The organism is Pseudomonas sp. S11P7, assembly GCF_023195435.1.
In the GTDB taxonomy this organism is placed as follows: Bacteria; Pseudomonadota; Gammaproteobacteria; order Pseudomonadales; family Pseudomonadaceae; genus Aquipseudomonas; species Aquipseudomonas fluorescens_G.
The window spans coordinates 1,845,636-1,870,328 of record NZ_JALPKS020000002.1 but is presented as its reverse complement, the minus strand read 5'-3'; the positions used below and the strand labels follow the sequence as shown (position 1 = coordinate 1,870,328).

Genomic DNA, 24,693 nt, shown 5'->3' with positions numbered 1-24,693 from the left:
TGATTCCTCACAAGCGGCGATGGGGTCATTGTGGTGCAGATCGAAAAAAATTCACTGTCGATTTTTCGGTGGAGTCATCGACAAAGCAGTTTTACTCTCAGCCCATGAACATACAGACCACTGCCCTGCCGCCCCACGCCGAAATGGTTCGCGCCATGCTTGAACGCGACACTGCCTACGAAGGCGTGTTCTTCACGGCGGTGAAAACCACCAGGATCTTCTGCCGCCCCAGTTGCACGGCGCGCAAACCGAAACCGGAGAACGTCGAGTTTTTCGCCCATGCCGACGATTGCCTGTCGGCCGGCTATCGCGCCTGCCTGCGCTGCAAACCGCTGGACGCAGCCGCCATCGCCCCGGACTGGGTGCAGCGCCTGCTCAGTGCTGTGGACGCCGACCCCGAGGTGCGCTGGAGCGATGCGCAATTGCTCGCCGAAGGCATCGAACCGCTGAAACTGCGCCGCTGGTTCAAGCAGCACTTCGGCATGACCTTCCATGCCTGGCTGCGCACACGCCGGTTGGGCATGGCGCTGGGCGGGATCAAGCAAGGCACATCGATCGACCATGCCGCGTTCGATTCCGGCTATGAATCGCTTAGCGGTTTTCGTGATGCCTTTCAGAAGTCCTTCAACATCACGCCGGGCCGCGTCGCCCAGAGCGAGCCGCTGCTGTTCACCCGCCTGACCACGCCGCTGGGGCCGATGATCGCCATGGCCGAACGCCGTGGGCTGGTGCTGCTGGAATTTCTCGACCGGCCGGCGCTGACCCGCGAAGTCGAGCAATTGCAGGCGCGCTACGGTTACGCCGTCGCGCCGGGACATAACGCGCATTTGCAGCAGATCGAAACGCAACTGGCGGAGTATTTTGCCGGCAACCTGAACGCGTTCAGCGTCGCCCTGCACATGCCCGGCAGCGCATTCGATCGCCAGGTCTGGGCGGCGCTGCTGCAAATCCCCTACGGCCACACCAGCACTTATGGCGCCATCGCCGCCGGGCTGGGCAAACCCGGCGCCAGCCGCGCCGTCGGCCTGGCCAACGGGCATAATCGCCTGTCGATCGTGGTGCCGTGTCACCGGGTGATTGGCGCGGATGGCGCGTTGACCGGCTATGGTGGTGGGCAGCCGCGCAAGGCGTTTCTGTTGCGCCTGGAAAACGCCGCCACGCAGCTCACGCAACAACTCGCGTTCTGACTTGAAGAAATTAATCAAAAAGGGATTTCGATGAGCATGCTCGACACACAATTTCATCAGATGCACCAACAAGGCCTGTTGATTCTGACCAACGTCGCCGACGCCACCGGCGCGCGACTGGTCGAACATCTGGGCGGCAAAGCCGTGGCCACCAGCAGCGCCGCCGTGGCCTGGGCCCATGGTTATCCGGACGGCAATGCGCTGCCCCTCGAACGCTTGGTGGCGACGGTGGAGTCCATTGCCCGGGTGATCAGCGTGCCATTGAGTGTCGACGTCGAGGCCGGCTATTCCGATGACCTCGGGCGCGTGGCCGAAGTCCTGGATGCAGTGATCGGCGCGGGTGCCGTGGGCATCAATATCGAGGATGGCGCCGGAGCGCCGCAGTTGCTCGCGCGCAAGATCGAACTGGCGCGCCAGATCGCCGCCCGGCGCGACGTGAAACTGTTCATCAATGCGCGGACCGATGTTTACCTGAAAAGTCTGGTCCCGGCCGAAGCGCGCATCGCCGAAACCGTGCGTCGCGCAGCGCTGTATCAAGCCGCCGGTGCTGATGGCTTGTTTGCCGCCGGGGTCAGTGCCGCCGTTGAAATCGAGGCGATCTGCCAAGGCACCGTACTGCCGGTCAACGTCCTGGGCGTCGCCGGCCTGCCTTCGCCCGACCAGTTGCAGGCGTTGGGTGTGCGGCGATTGAGCGCTGGCTCCGGAATCGCCGAGTTTCTATACGGCGCGATGGGCGGGCTGGTGAAGAGCTTTCTTGCCAATGGCCAGCTCGATACGCAGGCGCTCAAGGCGTTCACCTATAGCGAAGTCAACGGCCTGCTGAAATAACGTGGCGGATACTTACCAAGCGGCGAGCGATTTTCTCGCCGCACTCGACGCCGACTGGCAGCGCCATATCGCCGCTATTGGCCCGTGCCTGCATCGCCCGCATCCGGCGCGTGATCCGTATGAATCGCTGGTGCGGGCGATCGCTTATCAGCAACTGCACGCCAAGGCTGGCGACGCGATTCTTGGGCGCTTGCTGGGGTTGTTTGCCGGGCAGACATTTCCACGGCCGGAGCAGCTTGTCACGACCGACGTCGAACGCCTGCGCGGCTGCGGGTTTTCCGCGAGCAAGATTGCGACGATTCAGGGCATCGCCCAAGCGACGCTGGATGGCGTCGTGCCGGATTACGCCACGGCGCTGGCGATGGACGATGAAGCGCTGATCGAGCGACTGGTCAGCCTGCGCGGAGTCGGGCGCTGGACAGTGGAGATGTTGTTGATCTACAGCCTGGAACGTATGGACATTCTGCCGGCCGATGATTTCGGGGTGCGTGAGGGTTATCGGCGGTTGAAGGGGCTGGAGGTGCAGCCGACGCGCAAGCAGATGATCGAGATCGGGTTGGCGTGGCGGCCTTATCGGACGGTGGCGGCGTGGTATTTGTGGCGGGTGCCGAAATTGTTGCCCTCACCCTAGCCCTCTCCCGGAGCTAGAGGGGACCGATTGGGGGATATTGGCGAAGTTTGCCAATCTGAACGAATAGCGCTGAATCCGTAATCGCCAAGCCATTCGAAGTCGAATCCATCATCGCCATATATCGGCAAGGCCATAGTCGACTCGGGCATACAGGTCGACGTTTAGCTCAACACACCACGGTCGGCCCCTCTCCCTCTGGGAGAGGGCTGGGGTGAGGGGCCGGGCCAACTCGGTTTCACTGCGTGTACCCCACTGTATCCCGCCCCACCCCAGACACACCCAATCAACAATTCCCCACCCCAACGACACACAGCCGATACACCCCGCCCTTCAAATGCACCGGTCGATTTCACTCTGATAAACCACCGGAGCCCACCATGAACAACCCCTCTCCAACACCATCCAGCACCTGCACTTGAACCTCGATCGCGCCGGCGCGTGGCTGGCGCCGTTGACCTTGCGCCTGTTCATCGCCTGGGAATTCTTCGAATCCGGGCTGGAGAAATTCAACGGGCAGAACTGGTTCGAAGACATTCAGGAGCGCTTCCCCTTCCCCTTCGACCGACTGCCGGCCACGCTGAACTGGGAACTGTCAATGTGGGCCGAGCTGATCTGCGCCGTGGCGATCCTGATCGGTTTCGGCACGCGCTTTTCGGCGCTGGTCTTGATGGTGGTGACGGTGGTCGCCACAGCCGCTGTGCATTGGCCCGCCGACTGGTCGTCGCTCAGCGAACTGGCGCAGGGGTATGCGATCACCAATAAAGGCTTCGGCAACTTCAAGCTGCCGGCGATCTACCTGGCCGCGTTGGCGCCGCTGCTGTTCGCCGGGGCCGGCAAGTTGAGTGTCGATGCCTGGCTGGCGCGCCTGTTGTGGGGGCGCGGCCAGCGCTGAGCCTCAATGCCCGCGGTCCAGCCCGGCCAGTAACGCGCTGTCGCGGCTGTAGATGTCCGGCGCGTAACGGACCTGGCCGTTGCCGTCGACCTGGGCGGTCCAGTAGGTCATCAGGATCGGCACCGGCGCCGACAAGCGAAATTCGTGGGTGGTGCCGGTCGCCAGCAGCGTTTCGGTGCGGGCCTTCTCCGCCGGGGTGAGCAGCAGGTCGCGCAGTTGCATCGGATGCTCGACGCGTACGCAACCGGAGCTGAACGCGCGCGGGCCCTTGTCGAACAGCGCCTTGCTCGGCGTGTCGTGCAGGTACACCGAAAACGGGTTAGGGAAACGGATGACCATTTGTCCCAACGGATTGCGCGGTCCGGCGTCCTGGCGCAGAAGGATGTTGCCGGGGTTGTCCCAGTCGATGTCCGCTGCCGCCAAAGGCAGACCGTTGGCGTCGAGCACTTGCAGGTTGTGGCGGCTGAGGAAAGTCTGGTCCTTGCGGATTTCCGGCAGTTTGTCTTCCTTCCAGATGGTCGGCGGCACGGTCCAGGTCGGGTTCAAAGTCAAGCGGGTCACCCGCGATTTCAGCAGCGGCGTCTGGCGGTCGGCGCGGCCGACCTGGGTGCGCGTCTGCCAGACGGGCGCGCCGCCCTGATACAGCGTCAGTTCGGCGGCGGCGACGTTGATCAGCAGCGCATTGGGCTCCATGTCCTGAGACATCCAGCGGAAGCGCTCGAGATTGACCCGCAACTGTTCGCGGCGCGTCAATGGGCTGATGTTCAGTTCGGCAATCGTCCCCGGCCCGACCACGCCATCGGCCTGTAACGAATGGCTGGCCTGAAAACTTTTCACCGCATCAACCAGTGCGCCTTCATAAGCATCACCGGACATGCCGACGGCGTGGCTCAGATAGCCTTCGCTGTAGAGCCGCTGAGCCAGCTCCGGCACGCGCTTGTCTTCCATCGCCGGGCGCAACAAAGGCCCGCTGCCGACCGGTTGCCATTGTGGCAAGGCCTGCGAGCGTTGCGCGGCGTAGAGCTGCCGCAGATCCTGATATTGCGCCAGACGCGGCCGTGCCAGATCGAACGCTGCGGGGATGTCGTGCAGGCCGGGAACGGCGATTGCCAATAATTCCGCCTGACGGTCACGCGGGGTGTCGTCGGCATGCCACAGCGGTTCGAAGTGCGATTGCAGCAGGCGGCCGAAATGCAGATCCTGCAGCGCTTGCAGGTAATAGCGGCTGATCTCGATATCGGCACATAACTCGCCGTCTTGCGGTGCTGTAGCTGCAACCGGGTAGCGCGCCGGGTTGAGGCCATCGTCGGCCAACAAGCGCAGCTGCGCCTGCAACGCCGGCAAACGTGCGGATTCGCTGGCCCACACCGGCAGCCAGTCCTGCTGTTGGTAGAAGGCTTGCAACTGGCTCAGCGCCGCGCCATCCAGTCGCGTCGCGATCGCCGGGCAGGACTGGCGCAGATTGATCAATACCGCCTGTAGCGGGCTTTGCGGTTCGACCGGCATTTCGGCCGCTGGCGTCGGCAGAGTCTGCAACGGCGGCAGCCCGTCCTCGGCACAAGCGACAAACGGCGCAGCGAGCAAACAAATGCTCAAGTAGCATGCGTACTTTTTGAACAACTGCTTTACTCCAATCCATGGCCGTCTCGATGACGGTCAACCTTACATCAGGTGCGCTGAACAGTCAGGCTTGATCATCGAGCCTGCAGGTATCGACTGGACGTCAGGAACCAAAGTGCCCGATAAGTAGCAAGTGAGGACACTTCATCAATGTTGACGTTTCTGCGCCGACTTTTGCTGAGCACTGCGACCCTTGTCGCCGTGACCAGCCCCGCTTTCGCCGCCGGCAAGCCATCGCCGGTTCTGTTTACCAGCCTCGCGCACGCCGCGCCAGAACTCAATCCCCAGGCGCTGAAAGGTGCGCTGAGCGCCATGCAGTGCGCGGTCAGCAACGGCGCGAAACCCTCGCGGCATCTGGCGATCATCGACTACTCGCAACCGTCCACCGAACGCCGGTTGTGGATCTTCGACCTGAGCAAAAAGAAGCTGGTGCTGCGCGACCTCGTCGCCCACGGTTCCAACTCCGGAGAAAACTTCGCCACGCAGTTCTCCAATCGCGAAGGCAGTTTCCAGTCCAGTCTCGGCCTGTTTCGCACCCAGGAAAGCTACAGCGGCACCCACGGCTACTCGTTGCGCATGGACGGCCTGGAGCCGGGCTTCAATGACATGGCACGCGACCGGGCGATCGTCATTCACGCCGCCGATTACGTGAATCCGCTGTGGAGCAAGCGTCAGGGCCGCATCGGCCGCAGCCAGGGCTGCCCGGCCGTGCGCCCGCAGATTGCGAAACAGGTGATCGATCGCCTGAAGAACGGCCAGTTCATGTTTTCCTGGTACCCCGATCAGCGCTGGCTGAAATCCTCGCCCTACCTCAACTGCCAGCCGCAGCAGATCGCGAGTGTTCTCAGTACCCACGCGAGCTGACGGCACAATCTGTAACCCTGTGGGAGCTGGCTTGCCAGCGATAGCGGTGGATCAGTCAATAGAAATTTTGACTGTGCCGGCCTCATCGCTGGCAAGCCGGCTCCCACAAGGATTTGAGTTGAGTCTGGAAAATCTTCTTACACCGTTTCATTACAACTTTGTCATTCAGTTGTCGGTTTGCCGTGCGGATCGCTCGGTAGCCTGAAGTTGTTCCGGCGCCACTGCCGATCCACTTCACCCACTGAGTGACTGACCATGAAAACCCTCCTGATCGCTTTCACCGCCCTCCTCGCCACCGGCAGCGTGTTTGCCGCCAACATGCCCGACAGCGGCGTGATCCATGACAAGACCGGTTTCTACGTACACCTGGATATCGACAAAGTGCTGTCCAGCACCGATATTTCACAGGCGTGCGGGGTGATCCCGGCGCGCTTGAACTACCTCGACCATCAGGGCCGCGAACATGTGCTGGACTATCAGGTTCAAGGCAGCGGCTGCACCAACGACCATTGAGACTGACCGATGAATATTCTGGTTGTCGAAGACGAACCCAAGGCTGGCAATTACCTGCTCAACGGTTTGCAGGAATTGGGTTACAGCGTCAGCCTGGCCCGCGACGGAGCCGATGGCCTGCACCTGGCGCTGGAGCACAGCTTCGACGTGATCGTGCTGGACGTGATGATGCCGAAAATGGATGGCTGGGAAGTGCTGCGCCGGCTGCGCAAGGAAGCCGACACGCCGGTGTTGTTCCTCACCGCCCGCGATGACATCGCCGACCGCGTCAAAGGCCTGGAACTCGGCGCTGACGATTACCTGATCAAGCCGTTTTCCTTCGCCGAACTGGTGGCGCGACTGCGCACCCTGACCCGGCGCGGGCCGATTCATGAAGACGAGCAGTTGCAAGTCGCCGACCTGCAGATCGACGTGCTCAAACGCCGCGTGACCCGTGCCGGTGTGCGCATCACCCTGACCAACAAGGAGTTCGCCCTGCTGCAATTGTTCGCCAGCCACACCGGGCAAGTGCTCGCGCGGTCACTGATTGCCTCGCGGGTCTGGGACATGAATTTCGACAGCGACACCAACGTCGTCGACGTCGCCGTGCGGCGCTTGCGGGCGAAAATCGATGACCCGTTCCAGCTCAAGCTGATTCACAGCGTGCGCGGGATCGGCTATCGCTTCGACACCCAGCCATGAGCCGTCCTCGCGCGTATTCGCTGACCCTGCGCCTGGCGCTGTTGTTCGCCCTGCTCGCCTTCGCTTCGCTGGCCGGCCTCGGCGCCGCGCTGTACAACGAGCTGGAGCAGCAACTGATTCGCCGCGATGACACGGCGCTGGTCAGTCGCGTCGATCAATTGCGCAGTTTCCTCAACGACAGCAACACCCTGGAATTGATCAAGCACAAACCGGCGCTGTTCCAGAACATGCTCGGCAATCGCGAAGCGTTGTTGACCATCGGCGCGCCCGGCGAGCCGCCGCTGCTGGTGGTCAATCCGGGCAACCTCACCGCGCCGGATTTGCCTGCCGTGCCGATCGACCACCCAATGACCCTGAACGATGTGCAGCATTTGCCGAGCGTCAACGGCGTGCCGTTTTCGGCGGTGGCGGCGACCATTGATTCCGGCGATCTGGGCAATCTGCAAGTCACCACCGGGCGCCTGATGAGCGAGCGCACCGCGATGCTCGAAAGCTACCGCTTGAGCGTTTACGGCCTGGCCTCGCTGGCGGCGTTGCTGCTGGCACTGGTCGGTTGCCTGCTGGTGTATCGCGGCCTGCTGCCGGTGCGGCGCCTGGCCCGGCATGCCCACGGCATCGGCGTCGGCAACCTCAACGAACGCCTCGACGGCCACGGCGCACCGCGCGAAATGCTGCCGATGATCGAAGCCTTCAATGCGATGCTCGACCGGCTCGCTAAAGGCTTTGCGCAATTGAGCCAGGTGTCCACCGACATGGCTCACGAGTTGCGCACGCCGATCAACAATCTGCTCGGTGAAACCCAGGTCGCCCTGCACCAGAACCGCAGTGTCGAGGCCTATCAGCAATTACTCGCCTCCAATGTCGAAGAGCTGGAACGCCTGACCCGGATGCTCGACAACATGCTGTTTCTGGCCCGCACCGACCCGGCCAGTGCCTTGAGCCAACGCCAGGAGCTGGACGCGGCGGAGGAAATGCAGCGCATCGCCGATTACTTCGAGGGGCTGGCGGCGGATGTCGGCATGACCATCGAGGCCCGCGGCAACGGCGTGATCTGGGCCGAACCGATGCTGTTGCGCCGCGCCCTGGCCAACCTCTGCGCGAACGCGATCAAGTACGGCGCGGCGGATTCGACGCTGCAGGTCGAGGCCAGTGCCGAGGCGGATGGCAGTTATCTGCGCGTGCGCAACCACGGTGCGACCATTGCACCGGAGCATCTGGCGCGACTGTTCGAGCGTTTCTATCGGGTTGACCAGTCACGCGAACGTTCGGCGCAATCCAACGGCTTGGGCCTGTCGATTGTGGCGACGATCATGCAGCTGCATCAGGGACGCTACAGCGTCAGCAGCGAGAATGGCGTGACCTGTTTCGAGCTGTTTTTTCCTGCGCGCCAACCCGCGGAATAACAATCACCCGCAAATCCCATGTGGGAGCGAGCCTGCTCGCGAAAGCGGTGTGTCAGTCATATATCCGTCTGCTGATACATCGCTTTCGCGAGCAGGCTCGCTCCCACAGAGAGCTCCATAAGACCGGAAAATGGCGGTGGGCCTACCGCGCATCCCCTCCCGCTGGCTTATAAAACTGAAACTTGCCGATCGCGGCCGTGCGGCGGTACTCATTGGCCCAGCCCGGATGCACCCTGCGATCATGGAAATACATCGCGCCGTGGGTGCGGTCCTTGAGCTGGCGGTTCAGCGCCTTGCCGGCGATTTCCTTGGCCAGCGCATATTCGGCGTCTTCCTTGACCTGATCGGGTTTGCCGTCGCACCACCAGGAAAACTGGCAGCTTTTGCTTTCCGAGCCCTGTTTGACCACCGCGCACACCGTATCGGGAAAGCCCTCGTGGCCGAGACGGTTCATTACCACGCTGGCCACGGCTTCCATTTCCGGGGTGTCCTTGCCCTTGGCTTCCCAATAGATGCTGCGCGCCAGGCAGGTCAGCGGATCGTCCAGCGGCGCCGCGCCGGCCGGGTCAACCGCTTGTGCCTCGGTCGGGGTGATCGCTTCGGATTTTGGCGCCGGGGCGCTACTGACCTTGTCCGCCGCTTTCTCCTCCAGCACCTGCGCTTTCTCTTCGGCCCTGGCCTCGACCGGCGCCTGTCCGGTGGCCCATGCCGCGCCTGCCCAAAGAGTGAATACCAGACAACCCGCCAAGCCTTGCAATCCCATGTCAGTCCTTCCGGCAGCGCCCGTTCCGGGCTGGATGTTTCGTCGGTGAGACGCCCGGTTTCCGGGGTCTGCGCAGAGTGTAGCCGGCCAAGCCGGGAGAAACATCCTGGATAAAAAAACCGCTGTATGCGGAAAAAAGACATTGCACCCACCGGGGGCCTTTCGCGCATCATGGGCGCATTCAGCACCAGGGAGATTTCCATGCGCTTCATGCCATCCGTTTTGCGTCTTGCCGGGTTATCGCTGGGCATTGTCTTCGCCGCCTCGGCAGTCGCTGCCGATGAGTTGCAATTGATCGAGTCGATCAACAGCTATCGCAGCCAGCCGCAGCGTTGCGAGAAGCAGGCCTCCAATGAACTGCCGCCGCTCTCCGCCGACCCACGCCTGCGCCTGCCGGCCAGCGGCGCGGTTGATTTGCAGCAAGCCATGGCCAGTGCCCGCTACCCGATGGTCAACGTCCAGGCGATCACCCTTAACGGCCCGCGCGACGCGGCGTCGGCGATGCAAGCGATCAAGGAAAGTTTCTGTCAGGTGGTGCTCGATCCGCAGTTCGTCGATATCGGGGTGAACCGTGTCGATCGTGATTGGCGCATCGTCCTTGCACGGCCACTGCTTTCGGCGAAGCTCGGCGACGGACAAAGCGAAGGGCAGAAACTGCTCACCCAACTCAACGCCGCCCGCAGCCAGCCGCGCCAATGCGGCGACCAGGCCTTCGCCGCTGCCGCACCGCTGGCGTGGAACGCGACGCTGGGCACGGTGGCGCAGGATCACAGCCGCGACATGGCCAACAACAATTACTTCGATCACAAGGACCGCGATGGCCGTACCCCCGGCGACCGCGCCGAACTCGCCGGGTACAGCGGGCAACTGGTCGGCGAAAACATCGCCGCCGGGCAAGACACCGTCGGCAAAGTCGTCGACGGCTGGCTCGCCAGCCCCGGCCACTGCGCCAACCTGATGAATCCGCAGTACAAGGAACTTGGCGCGGCGTACGCGACCGATCCGAAAAGCGCCGCCGGCATCTACTGGACGGCGATGTTCGGTGCGCAATGACGGCATCATCGAGCGCATCAATCAGCCGGTCAGCCAGAGTGATTGGACGGTAGTCCGTGCGGACCTTACCCTGCGCAACTGCGCCATTTGGCCGCACCTGACATCCCCGAGGCGAATCCATGACAGAGCGTGAATTGATCGATGGTCACAACCGCCGCGTGGATTATCTGCGCCTGTCGGTGACTGACCGCTGCGACTTCCGCTGCGTCTATTGCATGGCCGAAGACATGCAGTTCCTGCCGCGCCAGCAGATCCTCACGCTCGAAGAGTTGTTTCAGGTCGCGCAAAGCTTCGTCGCCCTCGGCACACGCAAGATCCGTCTCACCGGTGGCGAGCCGCTGATCCGTCCCGGCGTGGTCAAGCTCTGCGAGCAGATCGCCGCCCTGCCCGGCCTGCGCGAACTGTGCCTGACCACCAACGGCTCGCAACTGGGCAAACTCGCCGCGCCGCTGTTCGACGCCGGGGTCAAGCGCCTGAACATCAGCCTCGACAGCCTCGACCCGCAGCGCTTCAAGGAACTGACCCGCACCGGTGATCTGGCCCAGGTGATCGACGGCATCGACGCTGCTCGCAAGGCCGGTTTTACCCGCACCAAACTCAATTGCGTGGTGATGCAGGGGCGCAACGATCATGAGATCAACGATCTGGTGAGCTTCGCCATCGATCGGCAGCTCGACATTTCCTTCATCGAAGAAATGCCGCTGGGCACCATCAGCGAACACAGCCGCGCCGAGTCGTTTTTCTCCAGCGCCCAGGTGCGCGAGAAAATCGCCGAGCGCTACACCCTGATCGACTCCGCCGAATCGACCCAAGGCCCGTCGCGCTACTGGCGCCTGGCCGAAGCCCCGGAAATACGCCTGGGCTTCATCTCCCCGCACAGCCACAACTTCTGCGCCACCTGCAACCGCGTGCGGCTGACTGTCGAAGGCCGACTGTTGTTGTGTTTGGGTAACGAGCACTCGATGGACCTGAAAGCGGTGCTACGCGCGCACCCGGGGCAACCGCAACGCCTGGAAAAAGCCATCATCGAGGCGATGAAACTGAAACCGTACCGGCACAATTTCGAAGTCAACGATGATGTGCAGGTGGTGCGGTTCATGAACATGACCGGGGGCTGACGGGCCACCCCCAGCGCGCAAACGGGACCGTTCAATGATCGTCAGACCGACACCCGATCAGTTCGGCGCGGGGGTTTGGGGTGGGTCAGACATCGTAGCCCCTCACCTAGCCCTCTCCCGAGGGAGAGGGAACCGATTGGGGGATGCTTGCGAGCTCTGCCGACGCGATGGTGCTGTAGTGAATCCATAAGCGACACGTTTCGGCACTGGCCCGGGATGCTTGTTCTCATAATCAACACGGTCATCCAGGTCGATGCATAACGCCAGACGCCTCGGTCAGCTCCCTCTCCCTCGGGAGAGGGCTGGGGTGAGGGGCCGCGGTTTGACCACCACAGATGAACCAAAACCTGCTTAGATACCCGCTCCGCCGATCCCATCGCAGGACCCGAACTTGAACCCATGCCCCGAAGCTTCGCCGCGCCCCGCCCCCATCACCCTGCAACACGCCTGGCGCTTCTGGCTAAAACTCGGCTGCATCGGCTTCGGCGGGCCGGCCGGGCAGATCGCGATCATGCATCAGGAGCTGGTCGAGCGACGCCGCTGGATTTCGGAGAAGCGTTTCCTCCACGCACTCAATTACTGCATGTTGCTGCCCGGCCCCGAGGCCCAGCAACTGGCGACCTATATCGGCTGGCTGCTGCATCGTTCGTGGGGCGGAGTGGTTGCCGGTGTGCTGTTTGTGCTGCCGTCGCTGTTCATCCTGATTGCACTGTCGTGGGTCTACATCGCCTTCGGCGACATGCCCGCCGTGGCTGGTGTGTTTTACGGAATCAAACCAGCGGTGACGGCAATCGTCCTGCATGCGGCCCATCGCATCGGCTCGCGTGCGCTGAAGAACGCCTGGCTGTGGGCAATCGCCGGAGCGTCGTTCGTAGCGATTTTCGCGTTCAATGCGCCGTTCCCGCTGATCGTGCTCGGCGCGGCGCTGATCGGCTATCTCGGCGGACGCTTCGCCCCGCAGCGTTTCAACGCTGCCAGCCCGCGCAACAGCGGCAAATCCTTCGGCCCGGCGCTGATCGATGACGACACGCCAACACCGGAGCACGCCCGTTTCAAACCGGCGAAACTGTGGAAACTGGCGCTGATCGGCGCGGCGTTGTGGTGCTTGCCGATGGCGCTGCTGACGGCATGGTTCGGCTGGAACGGCACCTTCACGCAAATGGGCTGGTTTTTCACCAAAGCTGCGTTGCTGACCTTCGGCGGCGCGTACGCGGTGCTGCCGTACGTTTATCAGGGTGCGGTCGGCCACTACGGCTGGCTGACCCCGACGCAGATGATCGACGGCCTCGCCCTCGGTGAAACCACGCCCGGGCCGCTGATCATGGTGGTGGCATTTGTCGGTTTCGTCGGCGCTTATGTGCAACCGACGTTCGGCCCCGAGCATGCCTTTGCCGCTGGCGCCCTGGCGGCAACATTGGTGACGTGGTTCACCTTCCTGCCCTCGTTCCTGTTCATCCTCGCCGGTGGGCCGCTGGTGGAATCGACGCACAACGAACTGAAGTTCACCGCACCGCTGACCGCCATCACCGCCGCCGTGGTTGGGGTGATCGTCAATCTGGCGTGCTTCTTTGCCTACCACGTGTTCTGGCCGAACGGTTTTGCCGGCGCCGTCGATGTGTTTTCGATCGTTCTGGCGATGGCGGCGGCGGTGGCGCTGTTCGTGTTCAAGCGAGGGGTGATCAGCGTGCTGATCGTTTGCGCCCTCGCCGGGCTGGGCTTTCACCTGATGCGCTGAAGCGCAGCCCGATAATCTCCCGTTTACACGCCCGCGGATTCCCCATTACTATCCGGGCACACAGGTCGGCGGGTCAGCCCCGCCACCGACGTTTTCCGCCAACGGAAACACGCGTTATGAGTACGTCACCTCAACAACCACATTTGTTGTCCGTCTCACCCTCGCGCGCCCTCGTCAGGAGCGCCGTATGAACCGTATTGTCAATCTGCCCATGGCCCTGCGCCGCTCCAAGCTGCGTCACTCCGCACGCCCGCCGGATATCGCCCTGCCCGTCTGATCGCGCCGGTTAAAAACCCGCGACAGTCTTCTACTTCCTGATATCTCTGCCTGGACACCTACGCCTTTTGCCGCGTCGTGTCCGGCCCGATTCTGCGCGCCTGTGCGGCGCCCCCGTGAGTGATTGCCATGAAATTCGCAGCCCTTGAAGACGCACGTCTGTTCCTTGCGCAAAACCCCGATATCGACATGATCGAGCTGTTCATCCTCGACGCCAACGGCGTGCCGCGCGGCAAGCTGTTGCACCGCGAAGAACTGCTCGCCGTGTACGAAAGCGGCCGGCCGTTGCCGAGCACTATCCTCGGCCTGACCGTGCAGGGTGAAGACGTGGAAAACTCCGGTCTGGTCTGGGACGTCGGCGACATCGACTGCCGCGCCTATCCGCTGGAAGGTAGCCTGGTGCGCCTGCCGTGGCGGCAGATTCCGACCGCTGCGGTGCAAGTGAGCATGCACCCGACTGAAGGCCTGCCAGCGAGCATTGCCGACCCGCGACACTTGCTGATCAAAGTCATCGACGGCCTGAAAGCCGAGGGTTTGCACCCGATCATGGCTTGCGAGCTGGAGTTCTATCTGCTCGACGCCAAACGCGATCACAACGGCCGACCGCAACCGGCGCTGGACGCTGACGGTGGCCGACCGCGACACACTCAGGTCTACGGTTTGCGCGAACTCGAACAGATCGAACCGTTCCTCGCCGACCTCTACAGCGCCTGCAAACTGCACGGCATTCCGGCGCGCACGGCGATCTCCGAGTACGCACCGGGACAGGTGGAAATCACCCTCGAGCACGGCGATGCACTGGCGGCGATGGATCAGGCGGTGCGCTACAAACGGCTGGTCAAAGCGGTGGCGCACAAGCACGGCATGCAGGCGACGTTCATGGCCAAGCCGTTCGATGATCTGGCCGGCACCGGCATGCACATGCATGTCAGCCTCGCCGATGAAGAAGGCCGCAATCTGTTCGCCTCGGAAGATCCGGCCGGCACGCCGCTGCTGCGCACGGCGATTGGCGGCATGCTCGCTTCGTTGCTCGATTCGCTGTTGCTGTTCTGCCCGAACGCCAATTCCTATCGGCGTTTCCAGGCCAACAGCTATGCGCCGCTGGCGCCGACCTGGGGCGTCGACAACCGCACCGTCAGCTTGCGCGTGCCCGGCGGCCCGGCACACACCCGGCACATCGAACACCGCATCTGCGGCGCCGACGCCAACCCGTATCTGGCGGCGGCGGCAATTCTTGCCGGGATTCATCGCGGCATTCGTGAAGACCTCGATCCGGGTGCGCCGGTCGAGGGCAATGGCTATGCGCAGGCCAAGGAGTTATTGCCGACCGACTGGCTGACTTCGTTGCAGGCGCTGGAGAATTCGGTGTGGGCGCGGGATGCCCTGGGGCAGGAGTTTCTGGGTGTGTATCTGGCGGTGAAACGTGCCGAGTACCGGCAGTTCATGGCCGAGGTGGGTGAGCAGGATTGGCGCTGGTACCTCACCGAGGCGTGAAGCCCCACCACTCAACCCTGTGGGAGCTGGCTTGCCAGCGATGGGGCCGGCACATCTGGCATAAGCGTTGACTGACACTCCGCTATCGCTGGCAAGCCAGCTCCCACAGGGGATCGCACTCCGACTCCTTAATTTGTGTGGACCGAGACATGACTCAACGCTGCAATTCCTACTACACCGCCACCCTCAATCGCGACACCGATTACCCGACCCTGCAAGGCCGACACTCGGTGGACGTGGTGATCATCGGCGGCGGTTTCACTGGCGTCGCCACCGCTGTCGAACTCGCGGAAAAAGGCCTGAAAGTCGCCATCGTCGAAAGCCACAAGATCGGCTGGGGCGCCACCGGGCGCAACGGCGGTCAGGTCACCGGCAGCCTGTCCGGCGATGGTGCGATGCGCAAACAGATGCGCGCAAAACTCGGTGATGACGTCGATGATTTCATCTGGCACCTGCGCTGGCGCGGGCACGAAATCATCCAACAGCGCGTCGAAAAATATGCCATTGAATGCGACCTCAAACACGGCCATTTGCACGCGGCGTACAAGCCCGGCCACATGACCGGCCTGCGCAGTGACTATGAAGAAGCCGTGCGTCGCGGGCTGGGCGATGAGGTCAGCCTGCTCGACCGCAATCAGGTCCGCGAGCTGCTGCAAAGCGAGCTTTATCACGGCGCCATCAAGAACACCCGCAACATGCACCTGCACCCGCTCAACCTGTGCATCGGCGAAGCGCGGGCGGCGGAAAGTCTTGGTGCGCTGATCTTCGAGAACAGCGAAGTGCTGGAGATCATTCACGGTGACAGGCCCGGCGTGCGCACCGCTCACGGGCAGATCGACGCCAATCAGGTGATGCTCGCCGGCGACGTTTATCACAAGCTCGAACCGGGCCAGCTCAAGGGCAAGATTTTCCCGGCCATGGGCGGCATCGTCACCACCGCACCGCTGGGCGAACTGGCGCGGCAGATCAACCCGCAGGACCTTGCCGTGTATGACTGCCGTTTCGTCCTTGATTACTACCGCCTGACCGCCGACGGCCGCTTGCTGTTCGGTGGTGGCGCCAACTACAGCGGCAAGGATTCACGCGACATTGCCGCGGAATTGCGCCCGTGCATCGAGCAGACGTTCCCGGCGCTCAAAGGCGTGCAGATCGACTATCAGTGGAGCTGCGCGATGGGCATCGTCATCAACCGCATTCCGCAACTGGGCAAGCTTTCGGACAACGTCTGGTATTGCCAGGGCTATTCCGGCCACGGCATCGCCACCACCCACATCATGGGCGAGATCATGAGCAAGGCGATCACCGGGCAGCTGGACCAGTTCGACACCTTCGCCGCCTGCCAGCACATCCGCGTGCCGATGGGCGATTTGCTCGGCAACCCGTTGCTGGCGGCGGGGATGTGGTATTACCAGATGCTTGAAAAGTTGCGCTGAAAGATGTGTTGATCATGCTGACCCCATCGCTGGCAAGCCAGCTCCCACAGTGATCGTGGCGTATCAAGTTTATGTACACCATCAAAACCTCTGGGAGCTGGCTTGCCAGCGATAGGGCCATCAGCCACACCCGATAAACTCAATCGGAAAGCTGCTGAACTACAATCCCCAACCGCCGATAATCCTCGACACTCCCCGACGCCACATGCCGCTCGGTGATCAACATGTGTAACCGCGTACACGGCGCCACCACAAACGGTTCGACCGCGCCAAGCTTGTCCGCCGAGCTCACCGCAATCACCCGCGCCGCGCCATCGAGCATCGCTTGCTTGACCGGCACTTCATCGAAATGCAGCGAGGTGATCCCCACCTCCGGGTGAATCGCACACACACCGGTTATCGCCAGATCGGCCTTGATCCCGCCCAACAGACGCAGCGCCTCATGCCCACCCGCCGCCATCGTCCGCGGGTTCAGCTGCCCGCCGGCAAGAATCACTTTCACCCCTTCAAATTCGGACAAGGCGATCGCCGTCATCGGCGAAGCGGTGACCGCTGTAATGCTGATATCGGCACGCAGCGAGCGCGCCACCTGCAACGTGGTCGAGCCGGAGTCGAACAGCACAATCTGCCCATCCTCAATCTGCCGCGCCGCCAGTTGCGCCAGGCGTACTTTGACTTCATCGGTTTCATCGAGTCGGGTGAAGTAATCCTTGCCCGAGTCCTTCGGCCGCGGCAACGCCCCGCCGTGCACGCGCTGCACCAGCCCGGCGTTGTCCAGTTCGGCGAGGTCGCGGCGGATGGTGTCTTCGGATACCGCAAAATGCTGGCTCAGCTCGGACGCCATGACTTTACCGTCGCGCTCAAGCAGCAGGAGGATTTTCTGCCGGCGCAGCGAGGGCAATTCGGCGATGGAATGATCGTGCATGGTTATGCCTGTTTGTGCTTGTAGTTGCAGGTTTGTTGAAGGCTAGCGAAAGCTTCGGGCAAATACAAACGCAGCGGCCATCAATTGTTTCGATCATTGGAATCAACAAGGCGAATTTTTTTTTTGCCGGGCGCCTGTTCACAATGGCCCCACTCTCAAACGGCTCAGGATGAACACCCCATGAATCTCAATTTCGCCTTCGCGTGCATGATCGTCGTGTCGTTTGCAGTGGCGCTGGTCCACGCCTGATCACGGTTCAGACTGACTTCAGCAGATGCTCGCGCAGCCATTTGTGCGCCGGATCGCGGTGCGAGCGTTCGCCCCAGAACATCGCCATTTCATAGCCCGGCACTGCCAGCGGCGCGTCGACCACCTGCAAGGCCGGATTGCCGCGCACCAGCCGTGACGGCAGCATCGCCACCAGGTCGGTGCTGACCAACACCGACATCGCCATCAGAAAATGCGGCACCGATAACACCACGTTGCGCCTCAGGCCGACATCGGCCAACGCCCGGTCGGTCACCCCGAAAAAGCCCCCACCCTCCCTCGATACCAATACGTGTTCCAGCGCGCAGAACCGTTCACGCGTGGGCGCCGATTGCAGGTGCGGATGGCCGATGCGCCCGGCGAGCACGTAGCGCTCCTGAAACAGCGGTCGTCGATGCAGTTCCGGCGGCGCGTCCTCGCTGATGTGCAGCGCCAGATCGAACACGCCCTGCTCGGCCTCTTTCACCAGTTGTTGCGGGTGCAGGTCGATCACCGCCAGCCGCGTGCCCGGTGCCTGTTCGCGCAAGCCGCTCAACGCTGGCAGCACCACGGTCGATTCGCCGTAATCGGTCGCGGCGATTTTCCAGCTGTGCGTCGCCTGCGCCGGGTCGAACGCACTGGCCGGCGCCACCGCCCGCTCCAACGCCTCCAGCGCTTCACGCAACGGCTCGCGCAACTCGTCGGCCCGCGCGGTCGGGCGCATGCCTCGCGGGCCGGGCAGTAACAACGGATCACCGAAAATGTCGCGCAACTTGGCCAGATGCACGCTCACCGACGGCTGCGACAGGTTCAGCCGCCGCGCCGCGCGGGTGACGTTGTGCTCGGCGAGCAGCACATCCAGGGTCAGCAACAGATTGATATCCAGCCGTCTCAAATTATTCATGGCTATACCAGACATATCAGACATTCATTTCCAATATACCGGGCAAGCGCCGATCCTGCAGCCATCAACCAACGGAGCTTCTCACCATGAATGTATTACTGGTTTACGCCCACCCCGAATCGACTTCCCTCAACGGCTCGCTCAAGGACTTCACCGTCCAGCGCCTGCAAGCCGCCGGCCACAGCGTGCAAGTCTCCGACCTCTACGCGATGAACTGGAAAACCACCCTCGACGCTGACGACGCACCGCAGCGTGACCCGTCGCAACCGTTCCACGCCTCCCTCGATTCAAAACGCGCCTACGCCGACGGCACCCAGGCCGCCGACATCGCCCGCGAACAGGAGAAACTGCAGTGGGCCGACGCGCTGATCCTGCAATTCCCGCTGTGGTGGTTCACCATGCCAGCGATCCTCAAAGGCTGGGTCGACCGTGTCTACGCCTACGGCTTTGCCTACGGCGTCGGCGAACATTCCGACAGCCGCTGGGGCGAGCGTTACGGCGAAGGCAAAATGAAAGGCAAACGCGCGATGCTGATGGTCACCACCGGCGGCTGGGAATCCCACTACAGCCCACGCGGGATCAACGGGCCGATGGATGATCTGCTGTTTCCGATCCAGCACGGGATCTTGTACTACCCCGGTTTTGAGGTGGTACCGCCGTTTGTGGTGTATCGGACTAGTCGTATGGATGAAGCGCGGTATGCCGAGACCACCGAGGAACTGGGGCGGCGGCTGGATGAGTTGTGGAGTGCAAGGCCGATCGGGTTTCGGCAGCAGAATGGCGGGGAGTATGAGATTCCGGCGCTGACGTTGAAGGAAGATATTGCTCCGAATAGCGAAGGCTTCGCCGCACACATCCGCTAGCGCCGCATCGCCCTCACCCCAGCCCTCTCCCGGAGGGAGAGGGAGCCGACCGCGTTGAATGTTCGAATCACACCGACCTGAGATATCGAGCCGAACTCAAATTTCGAACAGCACCGAGATCGGCTCCCTTCCCCCCTCGCCCCCTTGGGGAGAGGGAGCCGACCGCGTTGGATGTTTGAGTTACACCGACCCGAGATATCGAGCCGAACTCAAATTTCGAACAGCACCGAGATCGGCTCCCTTTCCCCTCGCCCCGCTTGGGGAGAGGGCTGGGGTGAGGGGATGGCTCTGACTGACACGCCGCAATAGCCCGACATCACTGGCCTGGTTCAAATTTCCTGGCGGACCCGCCTTAATTGCACCCACAACGCCGGCGCAAAGTGCAGCAACACCATCCGGCTCAAATGATGCGTCAGGATAAACACCACATTCAGCCCGCCACCAAACGCAACAATCGCGATCGTCTCGATCGCTCCGGGCATGTAAGCGAGCCATAACGACAGCGGATCGTTGCCCAGCCACCGCGCCGCGACTTCGGCAAACACCGCCGCGACCACGATCATCACGCCAACCGAGACCAGCGCCGTGCGCCCGTGCCGGGCCAGTTCGGCGAAGCCGAGACCCTGGAACCGTGAGCCGATGCGCACGCCAAGAATCAGCGCGGCCAGGTTGAGGCTCCAGTCCGGCATATGAAAACCGTGCAGCCATCCTGATTTTACAAACACCGCCGTGATGATGATCGCCGTAAGCATGAACGGTGCCGGGACGCCGATCATCAGCAGCAGGCGGCCGAGCAGTACGCTCAGCGCGATGACAGCACACGCGGTCAGCGCCATGCCTGTCGTCAACGGATCGCCAGCGGCAACCGCGATGACGGCCTGGCCGGGAATCAGCAAACTCACCAGCACGGTGATCAGCAGCAAGCGCATCAGGTGGACGATGATGACCTTGCTTGAGGCCTTTTCCGACTCGAGCAGATCGAACACCGCCGCGAGTGCGCCGGGGTAAACCGCCAGCAGCGCATCGGTGCGATTCCAGCCGGCGCCGCGCGTCAGCCACCATCCGGCCAATGCGATCTGCACAGTGAGGCAGATCAGCAATACACCGAGGCTGGGCAATAGAGCGGAAGCCGTCGCGCTGTCCCAGGCTTCGAACATCAGCCCGGTGGCGATACCCAACGTGACCTGGATGTAGCCCAGTCCATAAGGCGTCGCCGGTGCGATACCGGTTTTACTGGCGAACACTGCGGTGACGATAATCGAGCCCAGCAGCAAGCCATGGGGCACGCCTTCGAACTGCAACAGCGCGCCGAAACCGGCAGAGATCAACAAACACACAATAGATTTCATAGTCGCCTTCCTGGCTATCAAAAGGTAGTCGTCCAATATTGGTCGAGCGGTAACTTACTGGAATACTGTATAACGGCTGACTCAAACTAAATCAGCCAGTCACCTGCGAAGCAGACTGCCCAACTGTTTCGATCGACAATTTGAAAGCATCCAGCTTATTCAACAACTTAATCAAACTTGGATGGAGCCCATGCCCGTCAAGACGGGAAAATTTTTTGTACATCCCGTCTCCATGGTTTTGAGCCATTCCAACCTTCACCATCACCTGAATTTCAGTCGCTGTATAACCAAAATAAAACTCTCGCAGGAAAACTTCACTACCATAGTAGTTCTGCATTTCTCTGTAAAAATCGCAAAAATCGAAATTGACAGGCTTGACTTGAACGCTGGAACTTGGGTATAGAGCCGGGGAGAAATAAATATCTGCGCCCTCACTTCCCACGTGCATTCTCGCAGGTGCACTACCCGTAAACCGCATTCCGTTCTTTATTTTTCGCTTAAAAGAAAAACTCCAATCTTCATCAAATTTCCCTCTACGCTCCAGTGTAAAACTGAAGGTACTTGGAAGAGTCACCGAACCTTTTGCTTTCTCTCTTACGGGCATATCAATGGAGTAATAAGCATAGCGCTTCTCCCATTTATCCCATACACAATTTTTGCAAGGGTCTGTAATCGCAGAAATATTGATTCCTTCGGTAGTTAGAATCTTATTGGAGCATCCATCGCAGTGCTTAAAGCCTCTGCCTTCGACAGCATATTCATTAATTAATTTATAAAAACTTACTATCCTATCAGGCGTAATCGTCAATTCCCGCGCCCAAACATCTTTTCTAATATCAACAGTAACATTGGTTGTTCTGTCAGGCTTGTGCCAACGTATAATGTCAACCGGGATGAGATAAGAATTATAATAACTACCAAGCTCTCGGTGAAACCGATGCATTATCAAAAAATGAGCTTGTCGATATTGCACATTGCTCAGCTTCACGCGAGATCCAACTGTGCTTTTCACCTCAATGTAATTACCGTTATAGCTGACATCATACCCCGGATTATTTACAGGCACCTCTTCACCTGGTAACAACAACTCTGTTAATGCCTCTCCGACAGAGCCCATTACAGTCTTTGGATCGAATCGCTGAGCTAACAAATCTGGCTGCTTACCGGCAGCATAAATACTTTTCGCAACTTCTTTCCTCGCGGCCACTTTCGGAATATCCGCCAAATCCGGATGACCTTTTATGATATCGTCAAAATTCCCGGTTAGCTTTAACTGCTCTGCGACATAACTGTCCCATGGTTTTTCCCATTTATTCGACCGAAGCAATTCAAAGGGTAATTTTTCAATTGTTATTTTCACAAATGCACCAAAGAAATCAGCGTTAACTTTTCTTTATCGGCGTAACCGTCCGATTGCTCGCCGATACTTTTCGATCCGTTCCAGATCCTCCCAACCCGGTGAGGTGATCCGCGAGAGATCGCTGTTCTCCTCCAGATCCGCCAGTTTCACCGCCCGACCGATCGGGTTCTGCGCGGCGCGGTCGACGAAATCCTCGTAGGATTCGCCGGGCACCTTGGTCACGGATTCGATAGCGCTCAATACCTCTTCGCTGAAGCCTTCCTTGCGCAAATCATCCAGGCTGACGCCGCAGTCCTCGACCACATCGTGCAGCACAGCGACGATGCGTTCCTCCAGCGTGGTCATGCGCAACATGACTTTCAGTGGATGCAGAATGTACGGCGCGCCGCCCTTGTCGACTTGCCCGGCGTGGGCCGTGGCGGCGATGGCGATAGCGCGTTCGAGGGTTTGCGTCATAAGAATCTCCGAAGGTCAGATGCCGTAACGGCCGCCGACGTGGATATTGCGTTTGAGCCAGTGGCCGAGGGCTTTCCAGCGCCCGACCGGCCGCGCGGTTTCTGCGTGACGCTGAAGAATCAGCCCCACCAGCGTCGCTTGATCGGCGTGCGGGTTGGTATCGATCAACTCGGCCACCCAGGCGCAATCGGCTTTGCTCAAGTGATCGCGCCAGTCGCCGGACCATGCGTCGAGTTCATCCAGCGCAAGAAATCGCGCCCCGCCATGTTCCATGTGCCCGCCGCCCATCGACTGCTCGAAGCAGAACGGCGTCTCGGGTTTTGCGGGGTCGATGTGAAAAAGATAGATATCGTGAAACGGATGCTGCGAAGCGGGGGCGATGTTGCGGCGGCCGATTTCAATCATGGCGACGGTCCAATCCTTGGGCGCTGAATGTTTCTGATTGTTGCGCAGTGTACGCGAAGATCACCCGTCGTGAAGCCGATGGAACCCTGCACGCCTTCGCCACCTCGAAAGCAGACAAGCGCCCAATCACCGGTCAGACGCGGCGCCATTGGAGAGGAACTGCCGATGAAAACCCGACTGCTGTTGCTGATCGCCACGTTCGCCATCATCCCCACCTGCGTCATGGCCGAAGGCTGCGACGTGCAGACCCGCTCTTCGAGCGCCGCAGTGCCCGCCGTGGAAACCCACAGCTGCTACGAATACGAAGGCGTGCCGGTGGACTCGATCAACTGGTCATGCAGCAACGAGAGCAAAGACACCCTCAACGCCACCAAGAAAAAAGTCCAGCGCTGCGAAGACCACTACCAGGCCACCTGCACCGCCCGCCTCACCCAGGAATCCCTGGCCAACCCGCATTCCACCAGCAAAGACAAAAGCGCCCAACCGCTCAATCTGCCAGACAACGCGCAAGTAACTACGTATTACTACGGCGGTGAGCATCTGGAGCAGGCGAAGATCGACTGTGAAAACAGCGGGGGCAACTGGAAGGCGAAATAGCGTTCAGTCATCCAGGATTTGCCCATAAAAAAGCCCGGCTACATGCCGGGCTTGCTGCATTCGAAACGCGCCTAACCTTCGCCGGCGCCGCTGCTGGTGCCGCTGTCGTTCGATTGTTTCGAACCGCTGGGCTTACCGCCCGAGGGTGTCGAGCCATCGTTATTGGTGGTATTGCCCTGCGTGCCCTTCGGCACGGTGGCGCCGTTGGAATGAATGTCTTCCGGCGCGCTCGGGTTGGTCTGGCTGTTGCCGTCGTTGGCGGTCGGCGCCGGGGTTTCGTTGGCGGCCGTTGCGTAGAGGGAGGTGGCGGATAACAGAGTGGCGAGGGTCAGTGCTGCGAAGTTGACTGGGCGCATGTTGGCTGTTTCCTTTGCGGGGGTGAGTTACGCATTGGAAGCAGGCGCGGGGTGAAAATGCGGTGCGGCTGACGAATGGCAGCAAAAAAACGGCCTGAGTCAGTCGAAACGGGCCGTTCAGTCAGCGATCGGGATCAGAAATTCGCCGGCGTATTCGCACTGATGATCTCAGCCTCATCCGCACCGATATTGCGGAACTTGTGCGGCAACGTGGTCGGAAAGTAATAGCCGTCCCCCGCGCTCAGCACACTCACCTGCCCGTCCACTGTCAGTTCAACGGTGCCACGCGTCACCAGCCCGCACTCCTCGCCTTCAGCGTGCACGATCGGCTCGTCGCCGGAGCTGGCGCCGGGGGCGTATTGTTCGCGCAGCAGGCGCATCTGGCGGCTGGGGACGGAGGCGCCGATGAGGAGCAGGCGCAGGCCGTGGCGGCCGAGGTCGGGTTGTTCGTTGGCGCGGAAGACGTATTGATGTTCGCGCGGCGGCTGGTCGAAGGTGAAGAAGTCGGCCAGGGACATCGGTATGCCTTCGAGCAGCTTTTTCAGTGAGCTGACGGAAGGACTGACACGATTCTGTTCGATCAGCGAGATGGTGGCATTGGTCACGCCGCTACGCCGGGCCAGCTCGCGCTGGGAGAGTTTGTAGCTTTCGCGTACTAGTTTGAGTCGAGAACCCGTATCCATGACAGCCTTATGTGAGAGCGACTTAAGGGCGATGGGGGTGGGTGGCGGGTGACGCGCA

At 61.1% G+C, this 24,693-nt stretch carries 25 protein-coding genes; 15 read left to right on the top strand and 10 right to left on the bottom strand.

Going from position 1 to position 24,693, the window contains the following annotated elements; translation table 11 throughout:
• Window positions 1–104: 104 nt before the first annotated feature.
• The 4 genes from M0746_RS08670 (at window position 105) to M0746_RS08655 (ending at window position 3,538) form a co-directional block, all read left to right on the top strand.
• Window positions 105–1,187, top strand: coding sequence for a bifunctional transcriptional activator/DNA repair enzyme AdaA (locus tag M0746_RS08670; RefSeq protein ID WP_258448823.1), 1,083 nt, complete (start codon window positions 105–107; stop codon window positions 1,185–1,187).
• A 30-nt stretch (window positions 1,188–1,217) separates the two neighbouring features.
• A complete protein-coding gene (locus tag M0746_RS08665) occupies window positions 1,218–2,015 on the top strand; it encodes an isocitrate lyase/PEP mutase family protein (protein ID WP_258448822.1) in 798 nt (265 codons plus the stop codon).
• 1 nt (window position 2,016) lies between these two features.
• Window positions 2,017–2,646, top strand: a complete 630-nt coding sequence (locus M0746_RS08660) for a DNA-3-methyladenine glycosylase family protein (protein WP_258448821.1) — start codon at window positions 2,017–2,019, stop codon at window positions 2,644–2,646.
• A 400-nt stretch (window positions 2,647–3,046) separates the two neighbouring features.
• Window positions 3,047–3,538, top strand: a complete 492-nt coding sequence (locus M0746_RS08655; protein ID WP_446731338.1) for an HvfX family Cu-binding RiPP maturation protein — start codon at window positions 3,047–3,049, stop codon at window positions 3,536–3,538.
• Window positions 3,539–3,541: 3 nt separating this feature from the next.
• Here M0746_RS08655 and M0746_RS08650 read toward each other — a convergent pair whose 3' ends face one another.
• Entirely contained in the window at window positions 3,542–5,158 is a 1,617-nt protein-coding gene (locus M0746_RS08650; protein ID WP_258448820.1) for a L,D-transpeptidase family protein, read from the bottom strand.
• A 150-nt stretch (window positions 5,159–5,308) separates the two neighbouring features.
• Here M0746_RS08650 and M0746_RS08645 point away from each other — a divergent pair, with 150 nt between their 5' ends.
• The 4 genes from M0746_RS08645 (at window position 5,309) to M0746_RS08630 (ending at window position 8,619) form a co-directional block, all read left to right on the top strand.
• Window positions 5,309–6,022 carry a murein L,D-transpeptidase catalytic domain family protein gene (locus M0746_RS08645; protein WP_208940757.1) on the top strand — a complete coding sequence of 238 codons (714 nt, stop codon included), beginning with the start codon at window positions 5,309–5,311 and terminating at the stop codon, window positions 6,020–6,022.
• 255 nt (window positions 6,023–6,277) lie between these two features.
• Complete coding sequence (locus M0746_RS08640; RefSeq protein ID WP_258448819.1) at window positions 6,278–6,535, top strand: DUF2790 domain-containing protein; 258 nt, start codon at window positions 6,278–6,280, stop codon at window positions 6,533–6,535.
• A gap of 9 nt (window positions 6,536–6,544) precedes the next feature.
• Window positions 6,545–7,216: a heavy metal response regulator transcription factor gene (locus M0746_RS08635; protein WP_187680525.1), complete on the top strand. Its 672-nt coding sequence runs from the start codon at window positions 6,545–6,547 to the stop codon at window positions 7,214–7,216.
• Entirely contained in the window at window positions 7,213–8,619 is a 1,407-nt protein-coding gene (locus M0746_RS08630; RefSeq protein WP_258448818.1) for a heavy metal sensor histidine kinase, read from the top strand. Before M0746_RS08635 ends, M0746_RS08630 begins: the two co-directional genes overlap by 4 nt.
• Window positions 8,620–8,761: 142 nt before the next feature.
• Here M0746_RS08630 and M0746_RS08625 read toward each other — a convergent pair whose 3' ends face one another.
• On the bottom strand, window positions 8,762–9,382 hold the full coding sequence (locus M0746_RS08625; protein WP_258448817.1) for a cell wall hydrolase: 621 nt from the start codon (window positions 9,380–9,382) through the stop codon (window positions 8,762–8,764).
• 201 nt (window positions 9,383–9,583) lie between these two features.
• Here M0746_RS08625 and M0746_RS08620 point away from each other — a divergent pair, with 201 nt between their 5' ends.
• The 5 genes from M0746_RS08620 (at window position 9,584) to M0746_RS08600 (ending at window position 16,491) form a co-directional block, all read left to right on the top strand.
• Window positions 9,584–10,435, top strand: coding sequence for a CAP domain-containing protein (locus tag M0746_RS08620; protein WP_258448816.1), 852 nt, complete (start codon window positions 9,584–9,586; stop codon window positions 10,433–10,435).
• A 119-nt stretch (window positions 10,436–10,554) separates the two neighbouring features.
• A complete protein-coding gene (gene moaA / locus M0746_RS08615) occupies window positions 10,555–11,553 on the top strand; it encodes a GTP 3',8-cyclase MoaA (RefSeq protein ID WP_203421702.1) in 999 nt (332 codons plus the stop codon).
• 391 nt (window positions 11,554–11,944) lie between these two features.
• Window positions 11,945–13,288, top strand: coding sequence for a chromate efflux transporter (gene chrA / locus M0746_RS08610; protein WP_258448815.1), 1,344 nt, complete (start codon window positions 11,945–11,947; stop codon window positions 13,286–13,288).
• A gap of 405 nt (window positions 13,289–13,693) precedes the next feature.
• Entirely contained in the window at window positions 13,694–15,058 is a 1,365-nt protein-coding gene (locus M0746_RS08605; protein ID WP_258448814.1) for a glutamine synthetase family protein, read from the top strand.
• Between the two features lie 149 nt (window positions 15,059–15,207).
• Complete coding sequence (locus tag M0746_RS08600; protein ID WP_258448813.1) at window positions 15,208–16,491, top strand: NAD(P)/FAD-dependent oxidoreductase; 1,284 nt, start codon at window positions 15,208–15,210, stop codon at window positions 16,489–16,491.
• A 139-nt stretch (window positions 16,492–16,630) separates the two neighbouring features.
• Here M0746_RS08600 and M0746_RS08595 read toward each other — a convergent pair whose 3' ends face one another.
• Complete coding sequence (locus tag M0746_RS08595; RefSeq protein ID WP_258448812.1) at window positions 16,631–17,416, bottom strand: DeoR/GlpR family DNA-binding transcription regulator; 786 nt, start codon at window positions 17,414–17,416, stop codon at window positions 16,631–16,633.
• A 256-nt stretch (window positions 17,417–17,672) separates the two neighbouring features.
• Window positions 17,673–18,566 carry a LysR family transcriptional regulator gene (locus M0746_RS08590; protein WP_258448811.1) on the bottom strand — a complete coding sequence of 298 codons (894 nt, stop codon included), beginning with the start codon at window positions 18,564–18,566 and terminating at the stop codon, window positions 17,673–17,675.
• Between the two features lie 86 nt (window positions 18,567–18,652).
• Here M0746_RS08590 and M0746_RS08585 point away from each other — a divergent pair, with 86 nt between their 5' ends.
• A complete protein-coding gene (locus M0746_RS08585; protein ID WP_258448810.1) occupies window positions 18,653–19,429 on the top strand; it encodes an NAD(P)H-dependent oxidoreductase in 777 nt (258 codons plus the stop codon).
• A gap of 329 nt (window positions 19,430–19,758) precedes the next feature.
• On the opposite strand, the gene M0746_RS08580 is transcribed toward M0746_RS08585, so the two are convergent.
• The 4 genes from M0746_RS08580 to M0746_RS08565 all read right to left on the bottom strand — a co-directional run bounded on the left by M0746_RS08580 (window position 19,759) and on the right by M0746_RS08565 (window position 22,999).
• Window positions 19,759–20,778 carry an AbrB family transcriptional regulator gene (locus M0746_RS08580; RefSeq protein ID WP_258448809.1) on the bottom strand — a complete coding sequence of 340 codons (1,020 nt, stop codon included), beginning with the start codon at window positions 20,776–20,778 and terminating at the stop codon, window positions 19,759–19,761.
• A gap of 91 nt (window positions 20,779–20,869) precedes the next feature.
• Window positions 20,870–22,138, bottom strand: coding sequence for a hypothetical protein (locus tag M0746_RS08575; RefSeq protein ID WP_258448808.1), 1,269 nt, complete (start codon window positions 22,136–22,138; stop codon window positions 20,870–20,872).
• 33 nt (window positions 22,139–22,171) lie between these two features.
• Window positions 22,172–22,594 (bottom strand): HD domain-containing protein, encoded by a 423-nt coding sequence (locus M0746_RS08570; RefSeq protein ID WP_258448807.1) that lies wholly within the window; start codon window positions 22,592–22,594, stop codon window positions 22,172–22,174.
• 15 nt (window positions 22,595–22,609) lie between these two features.
• Window positions 22,610–22,999, bottom strand: a complete 390-nt coding sequence (locus M0746_RS08565; RefSeq protein WP_258448806.1) for a hypothetical protein — start codon at window positions 22,997–22,999, stop codon at window positions 22,610–22,612.
• Between the two features lie 165 nt (window positions 23,000–23,164).
• On the opposite strand from M0746_RS08565, the gene M0746_RS08560 reads away from it, so the two are divergent.
• The gene (locus M0746_RS08560; RefSeq protein ID WP_206415980.1) at window positions 23,165–23,596 is read left to right on the top strand and encodes a hypothetical protein; all 432 of its coding nucleotides are present in this window, start codon (window positions 23,165–23,167) and stop codon (window positions 23,594–23,596) included.
• Window positions 23,597–23,667: 71 nt separating this feature from the next.
• On the opposite strand, the gene M0746_RS08555 is transcribed toward M0746_RS08560, so the two are convergent.
• A complete protein-coding gene (locus M0746_RS08555) occupies window positions 23,668–23,952 on the bottom strand; it encodes a hypothetical protein (RefSeq protein WP_090282864.1) in 285 nt (94 codons plus the stop codon).
• Between the two features lie 134 nt (window positions 23,953–24,086).
• Window positions 24,087–24,635 carry a cupin domain-containing protein gene (locus M0746_RS08550; protein ID WP_093102357.1) on the bottom strand — a complete coding sequence of 183 codons (549 nt, stop codon included), beginning with the start codon at window positions 24,633–24,635 and terminating at the stop codon, window positions 24,087–24,089.
• Between the last annotated feature and the right edge of the window lie 58 nt (window positions 24,636–24,693).